The 19,205-nt window shown below is 63.8% G+C and carries 17 protein-coding genes and 1 pseudogene; 12 read left to right on the forward strand and 6 right to left on the reverse strand.

Annotation, left to right across the window (positions count from 1 at the left end):
• Positions 1-54: 54 nt before the first annotated feature.
• The 4 genes from FRZ40_RS45180 to FRZ40_RS28065 are packed head-to-tail and all read right to left on the reverse strand — an operon-like array spanning position 55 to position 3,906.
• The gene (locus FRZ40_RS45180) at positions 55-387 is read right to left on the reverse strand and encodes a kynureninase/PvdN C-terminal domain-containing protein (protein WP_240057303.1); all 333 of its coding nucleotides are present in this window, start codon (positions 385-387) and stop codon (positions 55-57) included.
• 60 nt (positions 388-447) lie between these two features.
• Positions 448-1,188, reverse strand: a complete 741-nt coding sequence (locus FRZ40_RS28055; protein ID WP_240057304.1) for an aminotransferase class V-fold PLP-dependent enzyme — start codon at positions 1,186-1,188, stop codon at positions 448-450.
• A gap of 3 nt (positions 1,189-1,191) precedes the next feature.
• Positions 1,192-2,484 (reverse strand): MFS transporter, encoded by a 1,293-nt coding sequence (locus FRZ40_RS28060; RefSeq protein WP_147236275.1) that lies wholly within the window; start codon positions 2,482-2,484, stop codon positions 1,192-1,194.
• 33 nt (positions 2,485-2,517) lie between these two features.
• On the reverse strand, positions 2,518-3,906 hold the full coding sequence (locus tag FRZ40_RS28065; protein ID WP_147236276.1) for a M20 family metallopeptidase: 1,389 nt from the start codon (positions 3,904-3,906) through the stop codon (positions 2,518-2,520).
• Positions 3,907-4,028: 122 nt separating this feature from the next.
• On the opposite strand from FRZ40_RS28065, the gene FRZ40_RS28070 reads away from it, so the two are divergent.
• Positions 4,029-4,976, forward strand: a complete 948-nt coding sequence (locus FRZ40_RS28070) for a LysR family transcriptional regulator (RefSeq protein ID WP_147236277.1) — start codon at positions 4,029-4,031, stop codon at positions 4,974-4,976.
• A 230-nt stretch (positions 4,977-5,206) separates the two neighbouring features.
• Here FRZ40_RS28070 and FRZ40_RS28075 read toward each other — a convergent pair.
• Positions 5,207-6,807: pseudogene (locus FRZ40_RS28075) on the reverse strand (DHA2 family efflux MFS transporter permease subunit).
• Between the two features lie 296 nt (positions 6,808-7,103).
• Between FRZ40_RS28075 and FRZ40_RS28080 the strand changes: the two are divergent.
• From FRZ40_RS28080 to FRZ40_RS28090, 3 genes are all read left to right on the forward strand, one after another.
• Positions 7,104-7,763 (forward strand): alpha/beta hydrolase, encoded by a 660-nt coding sequence (locus FRZ40_RS28080; protein ID WP_147236278.1) that lies wholly within the window; start codon positions 7,104-7,106, stop codon positions 7,761-7,763.
• Positions 7,764-7,990: 227 nt separating this feature from the next.
• Entirely contained in the window at positions 7,991-9,046 is a 1,056-nt protein-coding gene (mreB, locus tag FRZ40_RS28085) for a rod shape-determining protein (protein WP_147236279.1), read from the forward strand.
• A gap of 172 nt (positions 9,047-9,218) precedes the next feature.
• Positions 9,219-10,001 carry an alpha/beta fold hydrolase gene (locus FRZ40_RS28090; RefSeq protein WP_028364615.1) on the forward strand — a complete coding sequence of 261 codons (783 nt, stop codon included), beginning with the start codon at positions 9,219-9,221 and terminating at the stop codon, positions 9,999-10,001.
• Between the two features lie 15 nt (positions 10,002-10,016).
• Here the strand turns inward: FRZ40_RS28090 and FRZ40_RS28095 are convergent, their stop codons facing one another.
• A complete protein-coding gene (locus FRZ40_RS28095) occupies positions 10,017-10,421 on the reverse strand; it encodes a hypothetical protein (RefSeq protein WP_028364614.1) in 405 nt (134 codons plus the stop codon).
• Positions 10,422-10,845: 424 nt separating this feature from the next.
• Between FRZ40_RS28095 and gltA the strand changes: the two genes are divergently transcribed.
• From gltA to FRZ40_RS28135, 8 genes are all read left to right on the forward strand, one after another.
• Positions 10,846-12,147, forward strand: coding sequence for a citrate synthase (gltA, locus tag FRZ40_RS28100; RefSeq protein ID WP_147236280.1), 1,302 nt, complete (start codon positions 10,846-10,848; stop codon positions 12,145-12,147).
• A 362-nt stretch (positions 12,148-12,509) separates the two neighbouring features.
• Entirely contained in the window at positions 12,510-14,789 is a 2,280-nt protein-coding gene (locus FRZ40_RS28105) for an amylo-alpha-1,6-glucosidase (protein WP_147236281.1), read from the forward strand.
• A 20-nt stretch (positions 14,790-14,809) separates the two neighbouring features.
• On the forward strand, positions 14,810-15,553 hold the full coding sequence (locus FRZ40_RS28110) for a YukJ family protein (RefSeq protein ID WP_147236282.1): 744 nt from the start codon (positions 14,810-14,812) through the stop codon (positions 15,551-15,553).
• 199 nt (positions 15,554-15,752) lie between these two features.
• Complete coding sequence (gene ku / locus FRZ40_RS28115) at positions 15,753-16,676, forward strand: non-homologous end joining protein Ku (protein ID WP_147236283.1); 924 nt, start codon at positions 15,753-15,755, stop codon at positions 16,674-16,676.
• Complete coding sequence (locus tag FRZ40_RS28120) at positions 16,673-17,512, forward strand: tetratricopeptide repeat protein (RefSeq protein WP_147236284.1); 840 nt, start codon at positions 16,673-16,675, stop codon at positions 17,510-17,512. Before ku ends, FRZ40_RS28120 begins: the two co-directional genes overlap by 4 nt.
• A 190-nt stretch (positions 17,513-17,702) precedes the next feature.
• On the forward strand, positions 17,703-18,047 hold the full coding sequence (locus FRZ40_RS28125; protein WP_028366540.1) for a hypothetical protein: 345 nt from the start codon (positions 17,703-17,705) through the stop codon (positions 18,045-18,047).
• Between the two features lie 143 nt (positions 18,048-18,190).
• Positions 18,191-18,562: a hypothetical protein gene (locus FRZ40_RS28130; protein WP_240057305.1), complete on the forward strand. Its 372-nt coding sequence runs from the start codon at positions 18,191-18,193 to the stop codon at positions 18,560-18,562.
• Positions 18,563-18,821: 259 nt separating this feature from the next.
• Positions 18,822-19,202: a hypothetical protein gene (locus FRZ40_RS28135; protein WP_028366538.1), complete on the forward strand. Its 381-nt coding sequence runs from the start codon at positions 18,822-18,824 to the stop codon at positions 19,200-19,202.
• Positions 19,203-19,205 lie beyond the last annotated feature (3 nt).

Genomic DNA, 19,205 nt, shown 5'->3' on the forward strand with positions numbered 1-19,205 from the left:
GCACGCAGGCGATTCCCATGCGCCGTGGCGCGCGCGAGAAGATAGCGGCGGCGATCATCGCGGCAGACATTGCGCGAGTCTTCCGAGTCCGGCATGCGTCGTGCAAATACCCGGCGACAGGCGCAGCGTGCGACTGCGCGAATCGACGAAGATGCCTGCGTCCTTCAGTTGCACGACAATCTTCGCGGCGTCGAGATGAGCGGGGACTTCGGCCATGATGCTCGCTCCTCGTTCATCGTCGGCGCGTGGGGAGAGCAGGCGATAGCCTTTGTCGTCGACGAGTGCGATGAGTTCGTGACAGAGCGCGAGGTTGTGCGCCCGCACGCTGCCCGCTGGCTGCCCTCGCATCCACGTCATGCCCGGTTGCGACGCGACGAAAGGCAGCACGGAAGGTGTGCCCGTGTCGAAGCGGCGCGCATCGGACGCATACGTGAAGGCATCGATGTTTCAGTTGAACGGATCCTCCTGACTGAACCAGCCGCGCACGGCGGGCGTCGCGCCCGCTTCGAGCGCATGCGGTGCGATATAGCCCAGGCCCGTGCCCGGCGCGCCGCACAGCCATTTGAGCGTCGAGCCGCAGACGAAGTCGAAGGGCGTGTCGTTCAGGTCGAACGGCAGGATGCCGATGCCTTGCGTCACATCGAGCGCGGCAAGGCTGCCGCGACGGCGCGCCTGTTCGCACATCGCGGCAAGATTCACGCGCTTCGACGTCAGCGACGACACCCACGTGACGAGGGCCAGCGCGACATCGCCGGTCCATTCCTCGATGAAGTCTTCGTCGCGCACGTAGCTTTCGCCCGTGCGCACGGGCACGGTGCGCAGCGTGAAGCCGCGTCGCTGCGCGAGGCCCGACAGCAGGAAATGCAGGCTCGGGAAGCAATCGGCGGCAACCAGTACGGTCCGATTGCGCAGCACATCGTCGGCGAGGCCGTCGAGGTAACGGGCGAACGCATCGGTCACGTTTTGCGCGCCAAACACGTTCGCGGTAGGCGCGCCGATCAGCGCGGCCCAGTCCGAGAGCAGTTGCGTGCGCGCGGCAAGCGCTGCGTCCCAGCGCGTGTCGTCGGGCGCGCACCAGGTGGCGGCGAATTTCGCGAGCGCGTGCGTCATCGCTTCGCGGTGGCCGGGATACACGCCGACCGAGTGATACATCAGCCAGCCGCTGAAATCATTGGTGAGATCGTTCATGGGTCAGATGTGCTTGACGAGCCTGTAGTGATAGATCGCGACGCATGCGAGGCTCAGCGCCGCGCACGCCATCAGATAGAAAGCGGGCGACAGCGGATTGTGAGTCGCGCCGATCATCGCGGTCACGAGCCACGGCGTGAATCCGCCGAACACCATGACGCCGATGTTGTAGCTGAATCCCAGACCCGTGCTGCGCACGCTGGTCGGAAAGAGCGACGAAAGCACGGCGGCAAGCGGACCGAAGTAGATCGCTTTGAGCGCACCGGCGAGCACCATGATCGCCATGAGCACGGAGAACGACGGGCTCGAAAGCAGCCATGCGAAACACGGATAGATCGTGACGAGCGTCACGACGGCCGAGATCACCATCATGCGGCTGCGTCCAAAGCGATCCGCGAGATGGCCCATCAGCGGCGTGAAGATCATCAGGATCGCGCCCGTTACGACCGTCGCGGCGAAGCCCGTCGATGCCGGCAGGTGCAGTTGCCTGACTGCGTACGTCGGCATGTAGAGGATCATCAGGTAGCTCGCGGCTGTCGACACCGCCATGACGCCTGCCGCCAGCAGAATGCGGCCCTTGTTGTGTGCGAGGAGTTCGCGCACGGGGGCGTTACGCTTTGCGCTGTGGGCGGAATCGGGCAACGTGTCGTCGATGTGCCTGCGGATATAAAGCCCGACGGGCGCGACCAGCAGACCGAAAACAAAAGGCGCGCGCCATCCCCACGATTCGATCTGTTCCGGCGACAACTGCGTGCTGAGCGCGAGCCCCGCAAACGACGCGAGAACGGTGCTCAGGCCCTGGCTGGAGAATTGCCAGCTCGCGAGAAACGCCTTGCGTTTGCTCTTCTGTTCGATCATGAGCGCGGTGCCGCTGCCGAATTCGCCGCCCGTCGAGAAGGAGATGAGAATGCGCGCCGCCATCAGGCCGACAGGCGCAGCAAGTCCGATCTGCGCATAAGTGGGAATGACCGAGCAGACGAGCGTGCCGATCGTCGTCAACGCAAGCGACGCGAGCAGCGCCGCTTTGCGGCCGCTGCGGTCCGCATATCGTCCCAGCAACAGCGCGCCCAGCGGCCGGAACACATAAGAGAGGCCAAAGGTGCCGAACGTCATCAGCAAGGAGACGGTTTCGTCATGCGCGGGAAAAAACAGTTTCGACAGCGTGACGGCGAAGAATCCATACGCCGCGAAGTCGAACCATTCGAGCGCGTTGCCGATGCTCGTCGCGACGATCAGGCGCCGCATGGGTTTCGCGTCGGGGCGGCGCACGTCATCGTCGATGACAGTCGAATTCATGGTTGGTGCTCCGTGCAATGGGTCGGGAAGGTTTCAGCTGTTGTGCGGCGCGCCTGGCTCGCCCAGGTCCCAGAAGACACCCGTCATCAGTTGCAGCGCTTCGCGGATGACGGGTGCGAGCACGTGCTCGTCGGGCGCATGCTGACGGCAGCCGGGATAGGAATGTGGAATCCAGATCGTCGGCAGGCTGAGCGTGTCGGCGAAACATTCGTTCGGAATCGTGCCGCCGAGGTTCGGTAGCAGCGTCACGGGCTTGCCCGTCGATGCCTCCATCGAACGCTCGGTGAAGGCGACCCAGGGGTTGTCGGGATCGAGCCTCGTTGCGGCGCCCGACGCTTCGATGGTCACTTTGATTCCGTCGAAGCCTTCGCGTGCGAGATGCGCTTCGATCAGCTCCTTCGCGCGATGCCAGTCGGTGCCCACGACGAAACGCAACTGGCATACGGCTTCCGCCGCGCGCGGAATCGCGCTGACGGGATTGGCTACGTTACCCGATTGCATCGCAAGCACTTCGAGGGTGTTCCATGCGAACACGCGTTCGGCGGGCGTGAGACCCGGTTCGCCCCAGTTCGGCGACAAAGGCGGATCACCTTCATCCGCGCCGATTGGCAGATGCGCGACGCGCTCGCGCACTTGCGGCGCAATCGCGGGCGGAAGGAGACCGTTAATACGGATACGCCCGTGGCCGTCGACGAGACTCGCCAGCGCGTTCGCGAGCACCGTCGCCGGATTGGCGAGCACGCCGCCCCAGTTGCCCGAATGACGTGCACCGAATGCATTGGCGAGCGTCAGACGAAAATGCAGCGCGCCGCGCGAGCCGAGAAATACCGTGGGCGAGGACGCGCGTTGGCGCGGGCCGTCGGAGGCGATGAGCAAGTCGGCTCGCAGGCGTTCGCGCAGCATCGAGCAAACGGCGTCGAGTCCCGGCGATCCGACTTCCTCGCCCATCTCGAAGATGATCTTCGCGTTGAAGCCGAGTTCGCCGCGTTCCGCGAAGACAGTTGCGAGCGCCGCGAGATTGATCGAATGCTGCGCCTTGTTGTCCGCGATGCCGCGGCCATACCAGTGTTCGCCCTCGACTTTCACCTGCCACGGTGAGCGCGCGTTTGACCAGTTGGAAGCGTCGCCGCCAATCACATCGCCGTGTCCGTACAGGAGCACAGTCGGCAAGTCCGTTGACTCGATGCGCTCTCCGATCAGAAACGGGGGCATGCCCTTCACAGGGTTTGCCACTATCTCGCACGTGAAGCCGAGCGATGTCAGCTGGCTGTCTATTTCTTCCGACAGGTAGCGGCGCAAGAGCGGTGCGGCGTCTGCGCGCTGACTTTCAGTCGCGAGCGCGACGCGGCGGCTCAAGGTTTCAAGGAAGGCGCCGCTGTCGAAGTGCGCGAGAACCTGGGCGATTGCGCTTTGTCGGGTCATATCGGTTGCGTAATGGTCGATCGGTTGCAATCAGATTAACCGCGTCGACGTTTGTTGGTATTCGCAATCAAACAAGGTACATTTGCGTATAAATCAAACCTCGCTGGTTCCCAGAGCCGAAGATGCGCAAACTGCTCGAGCCGTCTCTCTACTATTTCTCGGTTGTCGCGCAGGCCGGCTCGTTGTCGTCGGCGACGGAAAAGCTGGGCCTCACCGTTTCGGCGTTGAGCCGCCATATCGCGAAGCTGGAAGGCGACATCGGCGTGCCGCTGTTCGAGCGTCACGCGCGCGGGATGGTGCTCTCGAATGCGGGGCGTTTGTTGCTGCGTCATGCGCAACGCACGCTCTCTGACGCGCAGGCTGTCTTCGATGAAATCCAGGGCGAGGAGCGCAGGCGCGCGCGAACCATCACCATCGCATGCACGGAAGGATTTGCGTTCGACTTCCTGCCTGTGTCGCTGAGCACTTTCTGTCGCGACCATCCGGATATCGCGATTGAACTGGAGGTGGTGTCGTCGGAACGCGCGAGCCAACTGTTGCTGTCGGGGCAAGCGTCGATCGCGCTTGCGTTCAGCTTCAAGCCGGAGCCGGGTGTCGTCGTGCAGTTCACGCAAAGAGCGCCCGTCATGGCGTTGATGCATCTCGATCATCCGCTCGCGAGCAAGACGCAAATTTCACTCAGGGATCTTGGCGGATACCCCGTCGTGCTACAGGACAAAGGCACGACCAACCGGCAGTTGTTCGATATCGCTTGCAATGTCGAAGGCATCGATATCGTGCCGATGATGACGAGCCGCTACGTCGCATCGCTGTATCGTTTCGCTCAGGCAGTGCCTCAGGCGATCATGCCCTCGGGCTACGTGTCCGTTGCGAAGCGGATGGGTATCGACGGCCTCACGGCGATCCCGTTCGACAACCCGCTGCTGACGCAGCGCCGGCTTCAGGTGATTACGCTGGCGGGACGCCAACTGGATGAACTGGCTCAGCGTTGCCTTAGCTGGATCGTTGCGGATCTGAAGGAGACGTCGCAAGGGATGGATCTTTCAGGCGTCGACGGTATTAACGCGTAAGCGGCCGCTCGCGTCATTTCTGCTCGAAGTTGATCGCCAGCGTAAACACGGAATGTGTGGCGATGGTCCGCCCCGTCCGACCGGACTTGTCGAGCGTCGCAGTTCGTGGCGGGGGCGCGTGTGGTGACGCTGGAGGCGCCGCTAGCGCGGGTTGTCGTCGTCTGTCGCGGTGCTCAGGGGGCGCCGCGACAGACGCCCCCGGCGTCCCATTCCGGACAGGGTGAGCAGGATCAATGCGCGCCGGACGCGTCTCCGCCGCCGCCTCGCGCGGGCCGCGTGATCCAGATGAGGGGATGATCAGCACGAAGATGATCGCCGACGCATAGAAGATGTCGTTCAGCCCCATCATCGCGGCCTGCGTGTTCACGGTGAAATCGAACAGCGCATTCGATGCCGACGGACTCACGTGCAGCAGCGTCTGCGTCGCTTCGGTCTGCTGCGCGAACACCGGGTTGGTCGCGTTGGCCTGTTCCGTCAGGCGCTCGTGATGCAGGATCGTGCGGTTGTTCCATGCCGTGCCCGCGATCGATGTGCCCACCGCGCCGCAAAACACCCGCACGAAGTTCGACAGGCCTGCCGCCGCGGGCACTTTCGGGCCCGGCTGTCCCGCGAGGATGATGGCCGTCAGCGGCACGAAGAACATCGCCATCGGGATGCCTTGCAGCAGCGTCGGCAGCACCAGATGCCACGTGTCGATTTCGATCACGTATTTCGAGCGCATGAAGAACACGATCGCGAAGCCGACGAACGCGAGCGTCGCGATGATGCGCGCGTCCGAGCGCGGCAGCACGCGGCCCATCACGGGTGCGAGGATCACCGCAAAAATGCCGAGCGGCGCGGTCACGAGCCCGGCGTCGACGGAACGGTAGTTCAGATACTCCTGCATCCATTGCGGCAACAGAACGAGGTTGCCGAAGAACACGCCGTACGCAACGGAAATCGCGATCGTGCCGCCGAGGAAGTTGCGTTGCCTGAACAGGCGCAGATCGACGATCGGGTTCGGCTCCGTCAGCTCCCACACGAGGAAGAACGCGAAGCTGATGACGGCCGTGATGCCCAGCGCGACGATCACGGGCGAGCCGAACCAGTCGAGATCCTTGCCTTTGTCGAGCATGATTTGCAGCGACGCGACCCACGTGATCAGCAGGCCGAGGCCGACGATGTCGATGGGCAGCTTGCGCGTCGGCGTTTCGCGCGTGCGGTAGATCATCCACGTGACGCCCGCCGCGAAAATGCCGACGGGGATGTTGATGTAGAAGATCCACGACCACGAATAACTGTCCGTGATCCAGCCGCCGAGCGCCGGTCCCGCAATCGGGCCGACGGTCGCCGTCATCGCCCACAGCGCGAGCGCCGTCGACGATTTTTCTTTCGGCCACGAACTGAGCAGGATCGACTGCGACAGCGGAATCAGCGGGCCGGCCACCACGCCTTGCAGCACGCGCGCGAACAGCAGCACGGGCAGCGACGGCGCGACGCCGCACAGCCACGACGCAATCACGAAACCGAGAATCGCGCTGACGAACAGCCTGATCTGTCCGAAGCGCTGCGTGAACCAGCCCGTCAGCGGAATTGCCACGGCGTTCGACGCCGCGAACACGGTGATGACCCACGTGCCTTCGTCGACGGACACGCCGAGGTTGCCGGAAATGGTGGGGATCGCGACGTTGGCGATCGACGTGTCGAGCACGTTCATGAACGTGGCGAGCGCGACGGCGAAGGTCGCGAGCACCAGCTGGCTGCCATGCAGCGGCGGGGCGGGCGGCGCTGCGGCGGGCTTCGGGGGGGCGGGCTGGTCGGCTGGTCCGGCGGGTTGGGTCGGTTCGCTCAAACGGTTCTCCGGGCAGGGAAAAAGCGGCGCGGCAGACGGATAAAAGGCCGATGATAGTCGCAAGCGCCCATCGGCATCGGCAAGGTGCGCAGTCGCCACGCGGAGCGAATCAGAATTGCGTTGTCCAGTGCGGCGTCGTGCGCGTGCGTCTGCTGTTGGGCGCCGCTGACGGTCAGCACGAAATTCACGCAAAATCAGGGCGCGCAGCGTATGCTGCCGCCTGCGCGTGACATGGCAACGGCGCAATGCCCGCGGTGCGCGCCGCGCGACAGAAAGAAAGCGAAAGGATGATGGCGATGGCCTGGGAACAATTCGACAACGGCTGGCGGCTCGCGCCCGCCGATGGACCGGCAACGGCGCTCGTCGTGCTGCTGCATGGCGTTGGCAGCAATGCTCAGGATCTCGTGCCGCTCGCGGACATCTGGCGCGAAGCGCTGCCGCAAGCGGCGTTCGTTTCGCTCGACGGCAGCGAGCCGTTCGACGGCGGCTTCGGCGGCCGTCAGTGGTTCAGTCTGCGCGATGTCGACGCGAATAACCGTCCGGGCCGCGTCGCCGCCGCATGGCCCGCGCTGCAGAAAATGCTCGACGCCGAACTCGCGCACTGGCACCTCGGCTACGGCCAGCTCGCGCTGGTAGGCTTCTCGCAAGGCTCGATGATGTCGCTGCATCACGTGGCGACGAACGCACAGGGCGCGGCCGCCGTGGTCGCGTTTTCGGGGCGGCTCGCGTCGCCCGTCACCACGCACAGCGCCACCCCCGTGACGCTGATCCACGGCGACGACGACGCCGTGATTCCCGTCGACGAAACCGAACGTGCCGCCATCGCGCTGCACGACGCGGGCTTCGACGTCGAAGCGTTCGCGCTGCCGGGCGTCGGCCACACGATTTCCGGCGACGGCGTGGCGCTGGGCCGCGACGCACTCGTGCGCGCGCTCGCGCCGCTTGCTCGCAGCTGATCCATCTCGCATCGAATCCCGTCCCGCGAACTGTCAGAACGGCCGCGCATGTAAGCGGCCGAAAGGCAGTTTCGAGTTCATCCTCCTAAAGTTCGCCGGGCATTTGCCGATATGCGCTCAAGAGCCGGAAAAACTTTCCGACGCACGAACGCGTCGCTTCATCGCGCCGTACGTTTGACATTTTCGCTGCCGCAAAGGCAGCTCACTTCTTTCAAAAGAGCCTGATCATGGCCAGATCGAATGCGCAGTCATCGCTTTTTGGACGCCTGTTCCGCCAGTCCGTGGCGGTCGATCTCGGCACGGCCAATACGCTGATCTATACCGACGACGGCGGCATCGTGCTGAACGAGCCGTCCGTAGTGTGCTTCGACAAGCACGATGCGGCGACGGGACGCAAGCGCGTTGCGCTGGTGGGCAGCGAGGCCAAGCAGATGATCGGCCGCGCGCCGTGCAACCTCGAGCCCGTGCGGCCGATGCGTCACGGCGTGATTGCCAACTTCCCCGCCGCCGAACACATGATCCGGCAGTTCGTCGACATGGCGCGTCCGCGTCCGTTCTTCGCGCGCCGCGCTGCGTTCACGATCTGCGTGCCGTCCAGCGCCACCCAGGTCGAGCGCCGCGCGATCCGGGAGGCGGCGGCGGCGGCGGGCGCCTGGAAGGTGAACCTGATCGACGAGTCGCTCGCGTCGGCTGTCGGCGCGGGCTTGCCGGTGTCGTCGGCGACGGGCTCGATGGTCGTCGACATCGGCGGCGGCACGACGGAAATCGGCGTGATCGCGCTTGGCGGCACGGCCTACAGCGGCTCGATCCGCGTCGGCGGCGACCAGCTCGATGCCGCGATCATCAAGCACGTGCGTAACAACTTCGGCGTGCTGCTCGGCGAGCAGACGGCGGAACTCGTGAAGAAAACGATCGGCTCGGCGCTCGCCATCGTGCCGCCCGACACGATGCGTGCAACGGGACGCGGCGTCGACGACGGCCTTCCGCGCACGGTCGAACTGTCGACGCAGGATGTCGTCGACGCGATCGCCGCGCCGCTGCGCCAGGTGCTCGCCGCGGTCAAGACGGCGCTGGAGAGCGCGCCGCCCGAACTCGTCACGGATATCGCGGACGCGGGTATCGTGCTGACGGGCGGCGGTGCGCTGCTCGGCAATCTCGCGCGCTATTTCAGCAACGAACTGGGCCTCGAAGTACGCGTCGCCGACGAACCGCTGACGTGCGCCGTGCGCGGCGCCGGCGCGGCGGCGAGCGCAGGCCTGCTCGAGATGTCGGCGTACGACTGACGCAATCGTTTGACATGGCTGGCTGCGCACGCGCAAGGCGGCGTCATGTGAGAATGGGGCTTCTGCGGCGCGCTTATCGTGGATAATGCGCGCCTTTTCATTCCCGCCTCTCTCAGTGAATCAGACTTCCGCTTCATCCGCACTTTCCATCGAATTGCCCAACGGCTTGCGCATGCCGTATGTCGAACAGGGCGAGGGCGAGCTGCTGCTCTTCGTGCATGGCTCGCTGTGCGATTACCGCTACTGGGAACCGCAGCTCGCGGGTCTGTCGAAGCGGTATCGCTGTGTCGCCGTGAGTCTCACGCATTACTGGCCCGCAACGGATACGGCTGCTTCGCATCCGTTCAGCTGGAGCGATCACGCGGATGAAGTCGCGCAGTTCATCGAACTGTATGGCGCGGGGCCGGCGCATGTCGTCGGTCACTCGCGCGGCGGCTGCGTCGCGTATCACTTCGCGCGGCGTCATGGGCAGCATGTGAAGACGTTGACGCTTGCCGATCCGGGCGGGCCGTTGCAGATCGCCGGACGTGCGCCCGCGAGTTTGCCGGAAACGGTGAATGCGCTGCGTGCGCGCGCCGCGCAATTGATCGAAGCGGGGGAGGTCGACGCGGGCTTGCAGCTATTCGTCGATTCCGTGAGCCGCCCCGGTTTCTGGTCGAAGAGCACGCCGGGATTCCGGCGCATGGCGACGGACAACGCGCACACGCTCGCGCGTCAGTTTCGCGATCCGTTGCCCGCTTATACGCCTGAAGGCGCGTCGGACGTGAAGTGCCCGGTGCTGCTGATCGACGGCGAAAAGAGTCCGCTGATGTTCCGGCGCGCGGCGGAAACGCTCGCAACGTGGCTACGGGATGCGCGCCGCGAAACGGTGATGGGCGCGTCGCACGGAATGAATCTCGCGCATCCTGCCGCCTTCAACCGTTTCGTCGACGCGTTCATTCAACGCACGCGTTGAGACTTCATTGACCGGTCAGTCTTTTGCGTGCGCGTCGATATCGAGCGCGCGCTCGGCCGGTTCGCCGACGAGACCGCAATAGTAGAGATGCACGCCGATCGCGAGCGAGTCGTGGCGGATCTCGTTGAACGCCTTCCACGCCTTCTGCGGTTCCTTGAACACGAGATAGTGGGCTTCGTGCGACACGAGACGCGCGACCTGATGCAGCCCATGTCCATGCAGACGGTCGACGAGTTCGTCGAGGCTGCGATGCGTGCGCGCGTCGGTGCGCGGATACAGCATGTGCAGAACGGCGACCTTTTCCGTCGCCAGCGCCGCCGACATCGCGAGCACGATGTCCTGATGGTTCAAGGCCGTGACGACGATGTCTTCTTCGGCTTCTTCGGTCGCGGGAAAGAGCGTGTCGATGTTCATGTTCATTTTGTTTATTCCTGTTGTTCCTGTGCCTGACTTTTAAAAAAGACCCGCCGGTGACGGGCGGGTCCAGGACAGCAATGTGTTTGCAGGGGAAGCTAAACACAGGTTCAGTATCTCAGACGCGCTTGCGTTTGACGGCCCGCCCCGGAGCAAAACATTGTTGCGCCTGATGCGCTTACTTTCATTTGTCTGTCGATGAAATGGCTTGTGCAGGCGTCGAGTATTGCTTGGTGCGAGATGGATTGTTGCGTGCAAGCGATGCAATCAAATGGCTTGCGCGCCGTAGAATGCTGACGGCTGCCGGATGCGGCAAAACGTGCAGTAGCCAGTGCATGAATCATTCGTTCAATGCGCGTGTTTCCCGCCGCGAGCCCGGCCACACGTGTTTTGCGTGTCTCCAGCAATGCAATGTCGAAAGGAATTCCAGATGAACGTATCAACGACCAAAGCCACGCTGTCGTTTTCCGATAGCGACGAGAAGATCGAACTGCCCGTTTATAAAGGATCGTTGGGTCCGGATGTAATCGACATTCGCAAGCTGTACGGCCAAACGGGCAAGTTCACTTACGATCCGGGCTTCATGTCGACGGCCTCGTGCAATTCGGCGATCACCTACATCGACGGCGACAAGGGCGAGCTGCTGTACCGCGGTTATCCGATCGACAACCTCGCGCAAAACGCGGACTTCCTCGAAACCTGCTACCTGCTGCTGAAAGGCGAACTGCCGGATGCGCAGCAGAAGAAAGAATTCGAAGACACCGTCACGAAGCACACGATGGTGCACGAGCAGATGCATTTCTTCTTCCGTGGCTTCCGCCGCGACGCGCATCCGATGGCGATTCTCGTCGCGGCAGTCGGTGCATTGTCGGCGTTCTATCACGACTCGCTCGACATCAGCAACCCGCTGCATCGCGATGTCTCCGCGATCCGCATGATCGCGAAGCTGCCGACGCTCGTCGCGATGGCGTACAAGTACTCGATCGGCCAGCCGTTCGTGTATCCGCGCAACGACCTGCCGTACAGCGCGAATTTCATGCACATGATGTTCTCGAACCCGGCCGAAGAGTACAAGGTCAACGACGTGCTGGTCCGCGCACTGGACCGCATCCTGATCCTGCACGCCGACCACGAACAGAACGCGTCGACGTCGACGGTGCGTCTGGCAGGCTCGTCGGGCGCGAATCCGTTTGCGTGTATCGCAGCGGGGATCGCCTGCCTCTGGGGCCCGGCGCACGGCGGCGCGAACGAAGCCGCGCTGAACATGCTCGAAGAAATCGGCTCGGTCGACAACATTCCTGAGTTCATCAAGCAGGTGAAGGACAAGAACTCGGGCGTGAAGCTGATGGGCTTCGGCCACCGCGTCTACAAGAACTACGACCCGCGTGCGAAGCTGATGCGCGAAACCTGTCACGAAGTGCTGAACGAACTGGGCCTGCACGACGACCCGCTGTTCAAGCTCGCCATGGCGCTCGAAAAGATCGCGCTGGAAGACGAATACTTCGTGTCGCGCAAGCTGTACCCGAACGTCGACTTCTACTCGGGCATCGTGCAGCGCGCGCTCGGTATTCCGACCGCGATGTTCACCTGCATCTTCGCGCTCGCGCGCACGGTCGGCTGGATCGCGCAATGGAACGAAATGATCGCCGATCCCGAGCAGAAGATCGGCCGTCCGCGTCAGCTGTTCATCGGCGAAACGGCGCGCGAAGCGAAGCCGGTCGCAAAGCGCTAAAGGTTATTCACGCTCAGGCTTGCTTTTGAACGCCGCTATCCGCGGCCTCGTCTGAAAGCACAGGCGCCGCTCCCGCATAAGGGGAGCGGCGCCTTTTTCATTTGCGGCGGCATAGCGAAATTGCAAAGGATGACGAAATAATCTGTGCAAATTCCACCCGTCGACCGGCAACGGCCACGGCGACGCATTGCCGGCGTGCACGATATTCCGTATGACAGCACGACCCGTGCCATGCATCCTTCACGTTGCCTTTCAATGAAAATTTCATGAAGAATCGGGGCACCCGCGACACTATCCTCTGTCGTAATCGCACGAACCTTCTACAATCACCGGAACAAAGCCACTAGCACAGGAGCAAGCTGATGCAGGATCCAGAAGCACTCGGCGGGCTGACCCATCAGGGCGGCGTGGATTATCGCGGCGAGGAGAGCGATGGCGCATTCATCGCGCCTGAAAACCTGAACGTCGCAAGCGCGACCCAGCATGTGCTGAAATCGGGCGGCACGTTCATCGTCAACGATCCCCTGGGCGACGTCACCGGCCACGACGACGGCCTGTTCGTCAACGACACCCGCGTGCTGTCGACGCTGCGCCTGACTTTCGGCGGCCGCGCGCCGTCGCTGCTGTCGGGCAGCGTCGGCAGCGACAACACGTCATTCACCGCGCATCTGACCAACCGGCCGCTGCCGCCTCTCGGCGGCGACAGCACGCCGGAGGGCGTGATCCACGTCGAGCGCGTGCGCGTGCTGTCGGGCACGGTGATGAACGAAGCGATCGAGCTGACCAACTACGGCACGACGGACGCCGTCGTGCCGCTGTCGATCTCCTTTGCCAGCGACTTCCGCGACATGTTCGAAGTGCGCGGGCTGAAGCGCGCGAAGCAGGGCACGGTCGAACCGCCGCGCGTGCACAAGAACGAAGTGCTGCTCGGCTATATCGGTCTCGACGACGTGGCGCGCCATGTGCGCGTCGCGTTTTCGCCGATGCCCGACAAGCTGCTGGCGGACCGCGCCGACTATTCGGTGAAGCTGCCCGCGCAGGCGTGCGTGTCGATCTATCTGTCCGTGGCCGTGGAGGTCGCGGCGCACAAGGGCACGCCCGACGTCGACGTGCCGCAATCCACCCACACCGTCACCGGGCTGCACGTCTCGCAGATCGACGCGGCGCGCCCGCGCGTGGGCCGCACGGCCGTGCGTGCGGCGCTCGTCGATGCGCACCTCGTGATGCGCGAGCGGCGCCGCGCGTCGGCGCGCGTGCGCTCGAGCAATCCGCTGTTCAATGCGTGGATCGACCGGTCGCAGGCCGACCTGAATCTGCTGACGACCGACCTCGCGACGGGCCCGTATCCGTATGCGGGCATTCCATGGTTCTCGACGCCGTTCGGCCGCGATGCCGTGATCACCTCGCTGCAGATGCTGTGGTTGCAGCCGGGCCTCGCGCGCGGCGTGCTGCGCTTTCTCGCCGAGCATCAGGCGAAGGAAGATTCGGCGTTCCGGGATGCCGCCGTCGGCAAAATCATGCACGAAATGCGCCGCAGCGAAATGGCGGCGACGGGCGAGGTGCCGTTCGCGCTGTACTACGGCGGGGTCGACACGACGCCGCTCTTCATCGTGCTGGCGGGCGCGTACGTGGCGCGCACGGGCGACACGCAGCTCGTCGACGAATTATGGCCCGCGCTCGAACTGGCGGCGAAGTGGGTGGCGGGCGTATGCGACCGCAACGTGTACGGCCTGCTCGATTATCAGCGCGCGTCCGACGGCGGTCTCGCGAACCAGGGCTGGAAGGACAGTCACGATTCCGTGTTCCACGCGGACGGCCGCTTCCCCGAGGGGCCGATCGCGCTCGTCGAAGTGCAGGCCTACGCCAGCGCCGCGTTCGACATGATGGCGCAGTTCGCGATGCTGCGCGGCCAGTCCGACGACGCCGTGCGCTACACGCAGCGTGCCACGGCGATCCGCGCGTGCGTCGAAGACAAGTACTGGATGGACGATTCGCGCTTCTACGGCATCGCGCTCGACGGCAAGGGCGAGCTGTGCCGCGTGCTGGCGTCGAATGCGGGTCATCTGCTCGCGTTCGGCCTGCCGTCGCGCGAACGCGGGGAAGCCGTCGCGCGTGCGCTCGAATCGACGCTCTTCCATACGGGCTGGGGCGTGCGCACGCTGGCGGCCGGCCAGCCGCGCTTCAATCCGATGGCGTATCACAACGGCTCGGTCTGGCCGCACGACAACGCGCTATGCGCGCGCGGTCTCGCGCGCTACGGCGCGAAGGCGGCGGCCGTGCGGCTGCTGCAGGCGCTGTTCCAGGCGGCCGTCAATTTCGACATGCGTCTGCCCGAGCTTTTCTGCGGCTTCCCGCGCCGCCGCGGCGAACAGCCGACGGCTTACCCCGTCGCGTGTCTGCCGCAGGCGTGGGCAGCCGGCTCGCCGTTCATGATGCTCGAAGCATGTCTGGGCATCACGATCGACGCGCAACGCCGCGAAGTGCTGATCGAGCAGCCGATGCTGCCCGAAGGCATTGACTGGATCGAAATCGGCGATCTGCGCGTCGGCGACGCGTCGGTGTCGATCACGTTCCGGCGCGTGGCGGGCAAGGTCGTGGCGTCGGCGGAGCAGGGCGACGTGCGCGTGATCGCACTGCTGTAAATCGTTCCCGGAGCCATCGCATGGCGCAAGCGAACGTCTACGTCGTGTTCAAGGGCGCGCTGAAGCTCGGCGTGCCCTTTCTCGACGGCTACAAGGGCGACCCGCACTACGTGATCGTCGTCAACGACGCGAACGGCGGCGAATTCCGGATCGTCACCAACGTGAAGTCCGACAGTTCGCTCACGGGCGCGGCGGGGTATCACGTGCTGTATGCGTGGAATCAGTACTTCGATCATCCGATGACAGCCGACCTCGCGAAGCTCCCGGCAGGACTGACGCAGGCCGGGTTTCCCACGCTCGATTACGTGCATGACTCGCGCCTCGTCGATCTGTCGACCATGCGCCCCATCGCGCTCGATACCGCGACCGAGCACCACGACATCAACGCGCTCGTCAATGGCATGCTGCAACTGGACATATCGGCCGCCCCCGTCGACTATCTGTACCCCGGCAAGAGCGGCAACGACATGCGGCGCGGCTGGAAGCCGACGAAGAGCGTCACGGTGTACGGCTTCGGTTTCCTGTTCGAGCCGCAGCACGACGGCCTGCACGAAACGCATATGAATCAGGGCAATCCGAAGCCGCAGCCGGGCAGCCGCGTGCGGGATCATTCGTCGGAAAACGGCACGTTCCAGGACGGTGCGGTGATGGTCGAAGTGGACGGGCGTTTTCAGGCGCTGTTCGTCGCGTTTCAGACCCAGCTCGTGCCGACCGACAACCGCGGCTGGCCGATACCCGGCCAGTCTCATCCCATTTTGGGTTGATATTGGGCTGAGGCCGGCGAGGTCGGACAGCAGCGAGCAGCAATACGCCGCGCGGGTTGAACCCTGCGGGCGCGGTGCTAAGCTTTGCGAAAGCGTTCAGCGTATTTTTCAGCGCGCGTGACGATCCTGCCCGCTTATCCGGCACCCGGCGGGCAGGCGGTCGACGCAGTTCGGGAAAGAAACTCATGGGGAGAAGCTCATGGCGGCACGCTCGATTGCATCGTTGTCCCTCTCGTTCGGGCTGGTCTCGATTCCCGTCAAGCTGTATTCCGCGACCGAAAGCTCGTCGGACGTGCGCTTCAACATGCTCGCGCCCGACGGTTCGCGCGTGAAGCAGCAATACATTTCCGAATCGAGCGGCGCGGTCGTCGAGCGATCGTCGATGAAGAAAGGCTACGAGTTCGAGAAGGACCGATTCGTCGTATTTACCGCCGACGAGCTGAAAGCGCTGGAGGAAAGCGCGAGCCACGTCGTCGAGATCGTGGCCTTCATCCCCGAAAAATCGGTCGATCCCGTCTACTACGACAAGGCGTACTACATCGCACCCGACCGCCGCGGTGGCAAGCCGTATAGCCTGCTGCAGCAGGCGCTCGCGGAAAGCGGCCGCTGCGCGCTGGCGAAGTGGGCGTCCAAGGGCAAGACGCGGATCGTGCAGGTGCGGCCTTCCGCAGACGGGCTGGTGTTCCAGCAACTGCTGTTCGCCGACGAAGTGCGTTCGATGAAAGAACTCAATATCGAGCATGTCGATGTGTCGGCGTCGGAGCTCAAGCTCGCGATGCAGATCATCGAGCAGGGCACGGAAGATCATTACGATCCCGCCGCGTACGAGGACGAGGAGAAGAAGCGCATTCTCGCGGCCATCGACCGCAAGATCGAAGGCAAGCAGGTTATTTCGACCGAGCGCGCCGACGCACCCGCCGAAGGCGGCGAAGTAATCGATCTGATGGAAGCATTGCGCGCGAGCCTGCGTGGCGGCGCGAAGGCGAGGCCTGCGGCTGCGCCGAAGCGCAAGGCAGCCGAACCCGTCGCGGAGATCGCTGAGGCGCCGCGGGCCCGCAAGCCGGCGGCGCGCGCGGCCAAGGCGCCTGCCGAGGCACCCGCGAAGGTTCGGGCGCGCAAGTGACGGCAAACGACGCGCCGCACAGCCTGACGATGCGTGAGTTGCAATCGATGCTGGGCGTCTCGCGGCGAATCATCGCCGGACTGATCGGCGCCGGCTTCGTCACGCCCGCACGCGGGCCGCGCAATGCGCTGCGCTTCACGTTTCAGGACGTGGTGCTGCTCAGAACCGCGCTGCAATTGCGCGCGTCGAATATTCCGCCGCGCCGGATCATCCAGGCATTGACGCGGCTGCGCACCGAACTGCCTGACGAACTGCCGCTGTCGGGAATCCGCGTGACGGCTATCGGCAACGACATCGCGGTGAGAACGGGGCCCGCGCAGTGGGACGCGATCACGGGACAGCAACTGCTCGACTTCGAGATCGCCGAAATCAAAGGGGATGTGGTGTTCCTCGAGTCGGCGCCGAAGCCGGAAGACGCCGCGCGGCAAGCCGAAGACTGGTACGACCTGGGCGGGCAACTGATGAGGTCGGACGTGAAGGGCGCGGAGCAGGCGTATCGAAACGCAATCGAACTGGCGAAGGAACCGTTTTATGCCGCATATGTCGATCTCGGCGCGCTGCTGTGCGAAACGGAAGCGCGCTGCGACGACGCGCTTCGCGTATTCGATGAAGCGCTAGACCATTTCCCGAACGACGCCGTGCTGCATTTCAATCGCGCGGTCGCGCTGGAGGGGCTGGACCGGCTCGACGAAGCAGAACGCAGTTACGAGCGTTGTCTTGCGCTCGATCCATCGTATGCCGATGCGCATCACAACCTCGCGATCCTGCTCGACAACCTCGGCGACAAGCAAGGTTTGTTGCGGCATCTGAACGCCTATCGGCGGCTGACAACCTAGCATCGTGCGCAACGTGCGCCCGCTAATTGGCGGGTGCGCAAAAAGGCGTAGACTTGCCCCTTACGCTCGCCGAAGCGGGTGGAACGAGGCGCTTGACAGGGCGTCTCATCTGCCTTGCGCGCAGGTTGTTTTCAGTGCCTAAGCACATACGTATTGAAGACAGGACAAACAGAATTGAGGTCCACAACTTATGCTCAAGCCCGAATTCAATGACGCGGACAGCGCGCGTCCCGAGCTGCTGTGCTATCTCGTGGCTATTGCGGCAGCGTCGTATGCGCTGACGCAGGAATGGCGCGTCGATCACGTGGTCGAATGCTGCCGCCGCTGGCTCGCGAAAAACGACGTGAAGATGTATTGGCTCGACCGCGTCAGGATCGGTCAGCTCGCGCTGAAGATTGCCAGTCAGGATCTGCTGGAGGCGGGCATTGCCGTGCGTCTGTCGAGCGTCAATGCGCTCTTTACGAGCGAGATGGAATTGAACGAGGCGAGCACCATGGTGCAGAGAATGATGTCGCTGTGTCAGGAAGCGCTTTGAGCAAGGCATCGCACGGCCAGTGTTGTGCAGGGCGAACACTGTGTTGCAACTTCGCTAGCTGACCGCGAGACGGGCGCGATTCATACTTCAACGCTGTCGTGCACCGCATCATGCAGGTGCAAGCATTCAGCCTTGAGGTCGCTGTGAAAACATTGGGAATCAAACATGTCCTGTCGGATCTGAATGATCTGATCAGGCAACGCGTGACACCCGCCGCGCGAAGAAGGATCGCACGCATCGCGCTCTCCGCGCTCATGCCGCTGCTGATGCAGGCATGCGCGAGTTCCGGTTCCGTCGTGCAGACAGGCGATTCCGGGCGCTTTACCCTGCACGCATCGGCTGCGGGCGGAAGCGTCGCGTGGGCGAGGTCGCATAAGGCCGTCATGCAGAGCGCGAGCGATTTCTGCGCACAACGCGGCGCGGTGCCAAGCGTGGTGTCCGAGTCGTCGAAAGGCGTGAGAGCTCTCGAAGCCCACGAGTCCGAACTCACGTTCGAATGTCATCCGCGCTTTTGATGATGGACGGTCTTGCGTGGAATGGCGGCATATCGATCGCTACATCGTGGAGTTGACGATCCGAGTCGTGCCTCCGGCAGCCACGCACTGACTCGTTAGACGAAACGCCCGGCCCGAAGCGCGTTCACGTCAGTCGCGCTTAAGGATCTGCGTCTATAACGTGTGTTGCAGATGCGATTTGCGCGGCGTTGCCAGTCAACGAATTGAATAAGGGTGACCCCGACTCGCGGATTCGATGTCTATCTGGAGGTCGCCCATCATGCAAATCATCTCCGGCGTCATGACGCACATGGCTGCGCTGCTTCCCGTCACGTGTGCAATGCTGCTCGCAACGCAGGCGCGCGCCGACTCCACGTGTCCCGACTACGTCGTGCTGCCGTCGGGCAGCGCCTTCAATATCGCCAGGCTGATCAAGGATGCCGGGTCGCCGCAAGCCGCGCTCGACAGGGCGCGTTCGGCCGTCGAGCAGGTCAGCTCGAATGGCGGCTGTCCTCGCTCCGTCCGGCGCGCCGTGTGCGAAGAGACGATGGCCGTCGCGAAGAAAGCCATCGTCGCGCTGGAAGGATGCGTCACGCCATCCGGTTCGTCCTCCCGCTCGACAGGTTCCGACGAAGCAGACCCGCGAACGGCGTCGAAGTAGGCG

The sequence above is a fragment of the Paraburkholderia azotifigens genome, assembly GCF_007995085.1.
Classification (GTDB): Bacteria; Pseudomonadota; Gammaproteobacteria; order Burkholderiales; family Burkholderiaceae; genus Paraburkholderia; species Paraburkholderia azotifigens.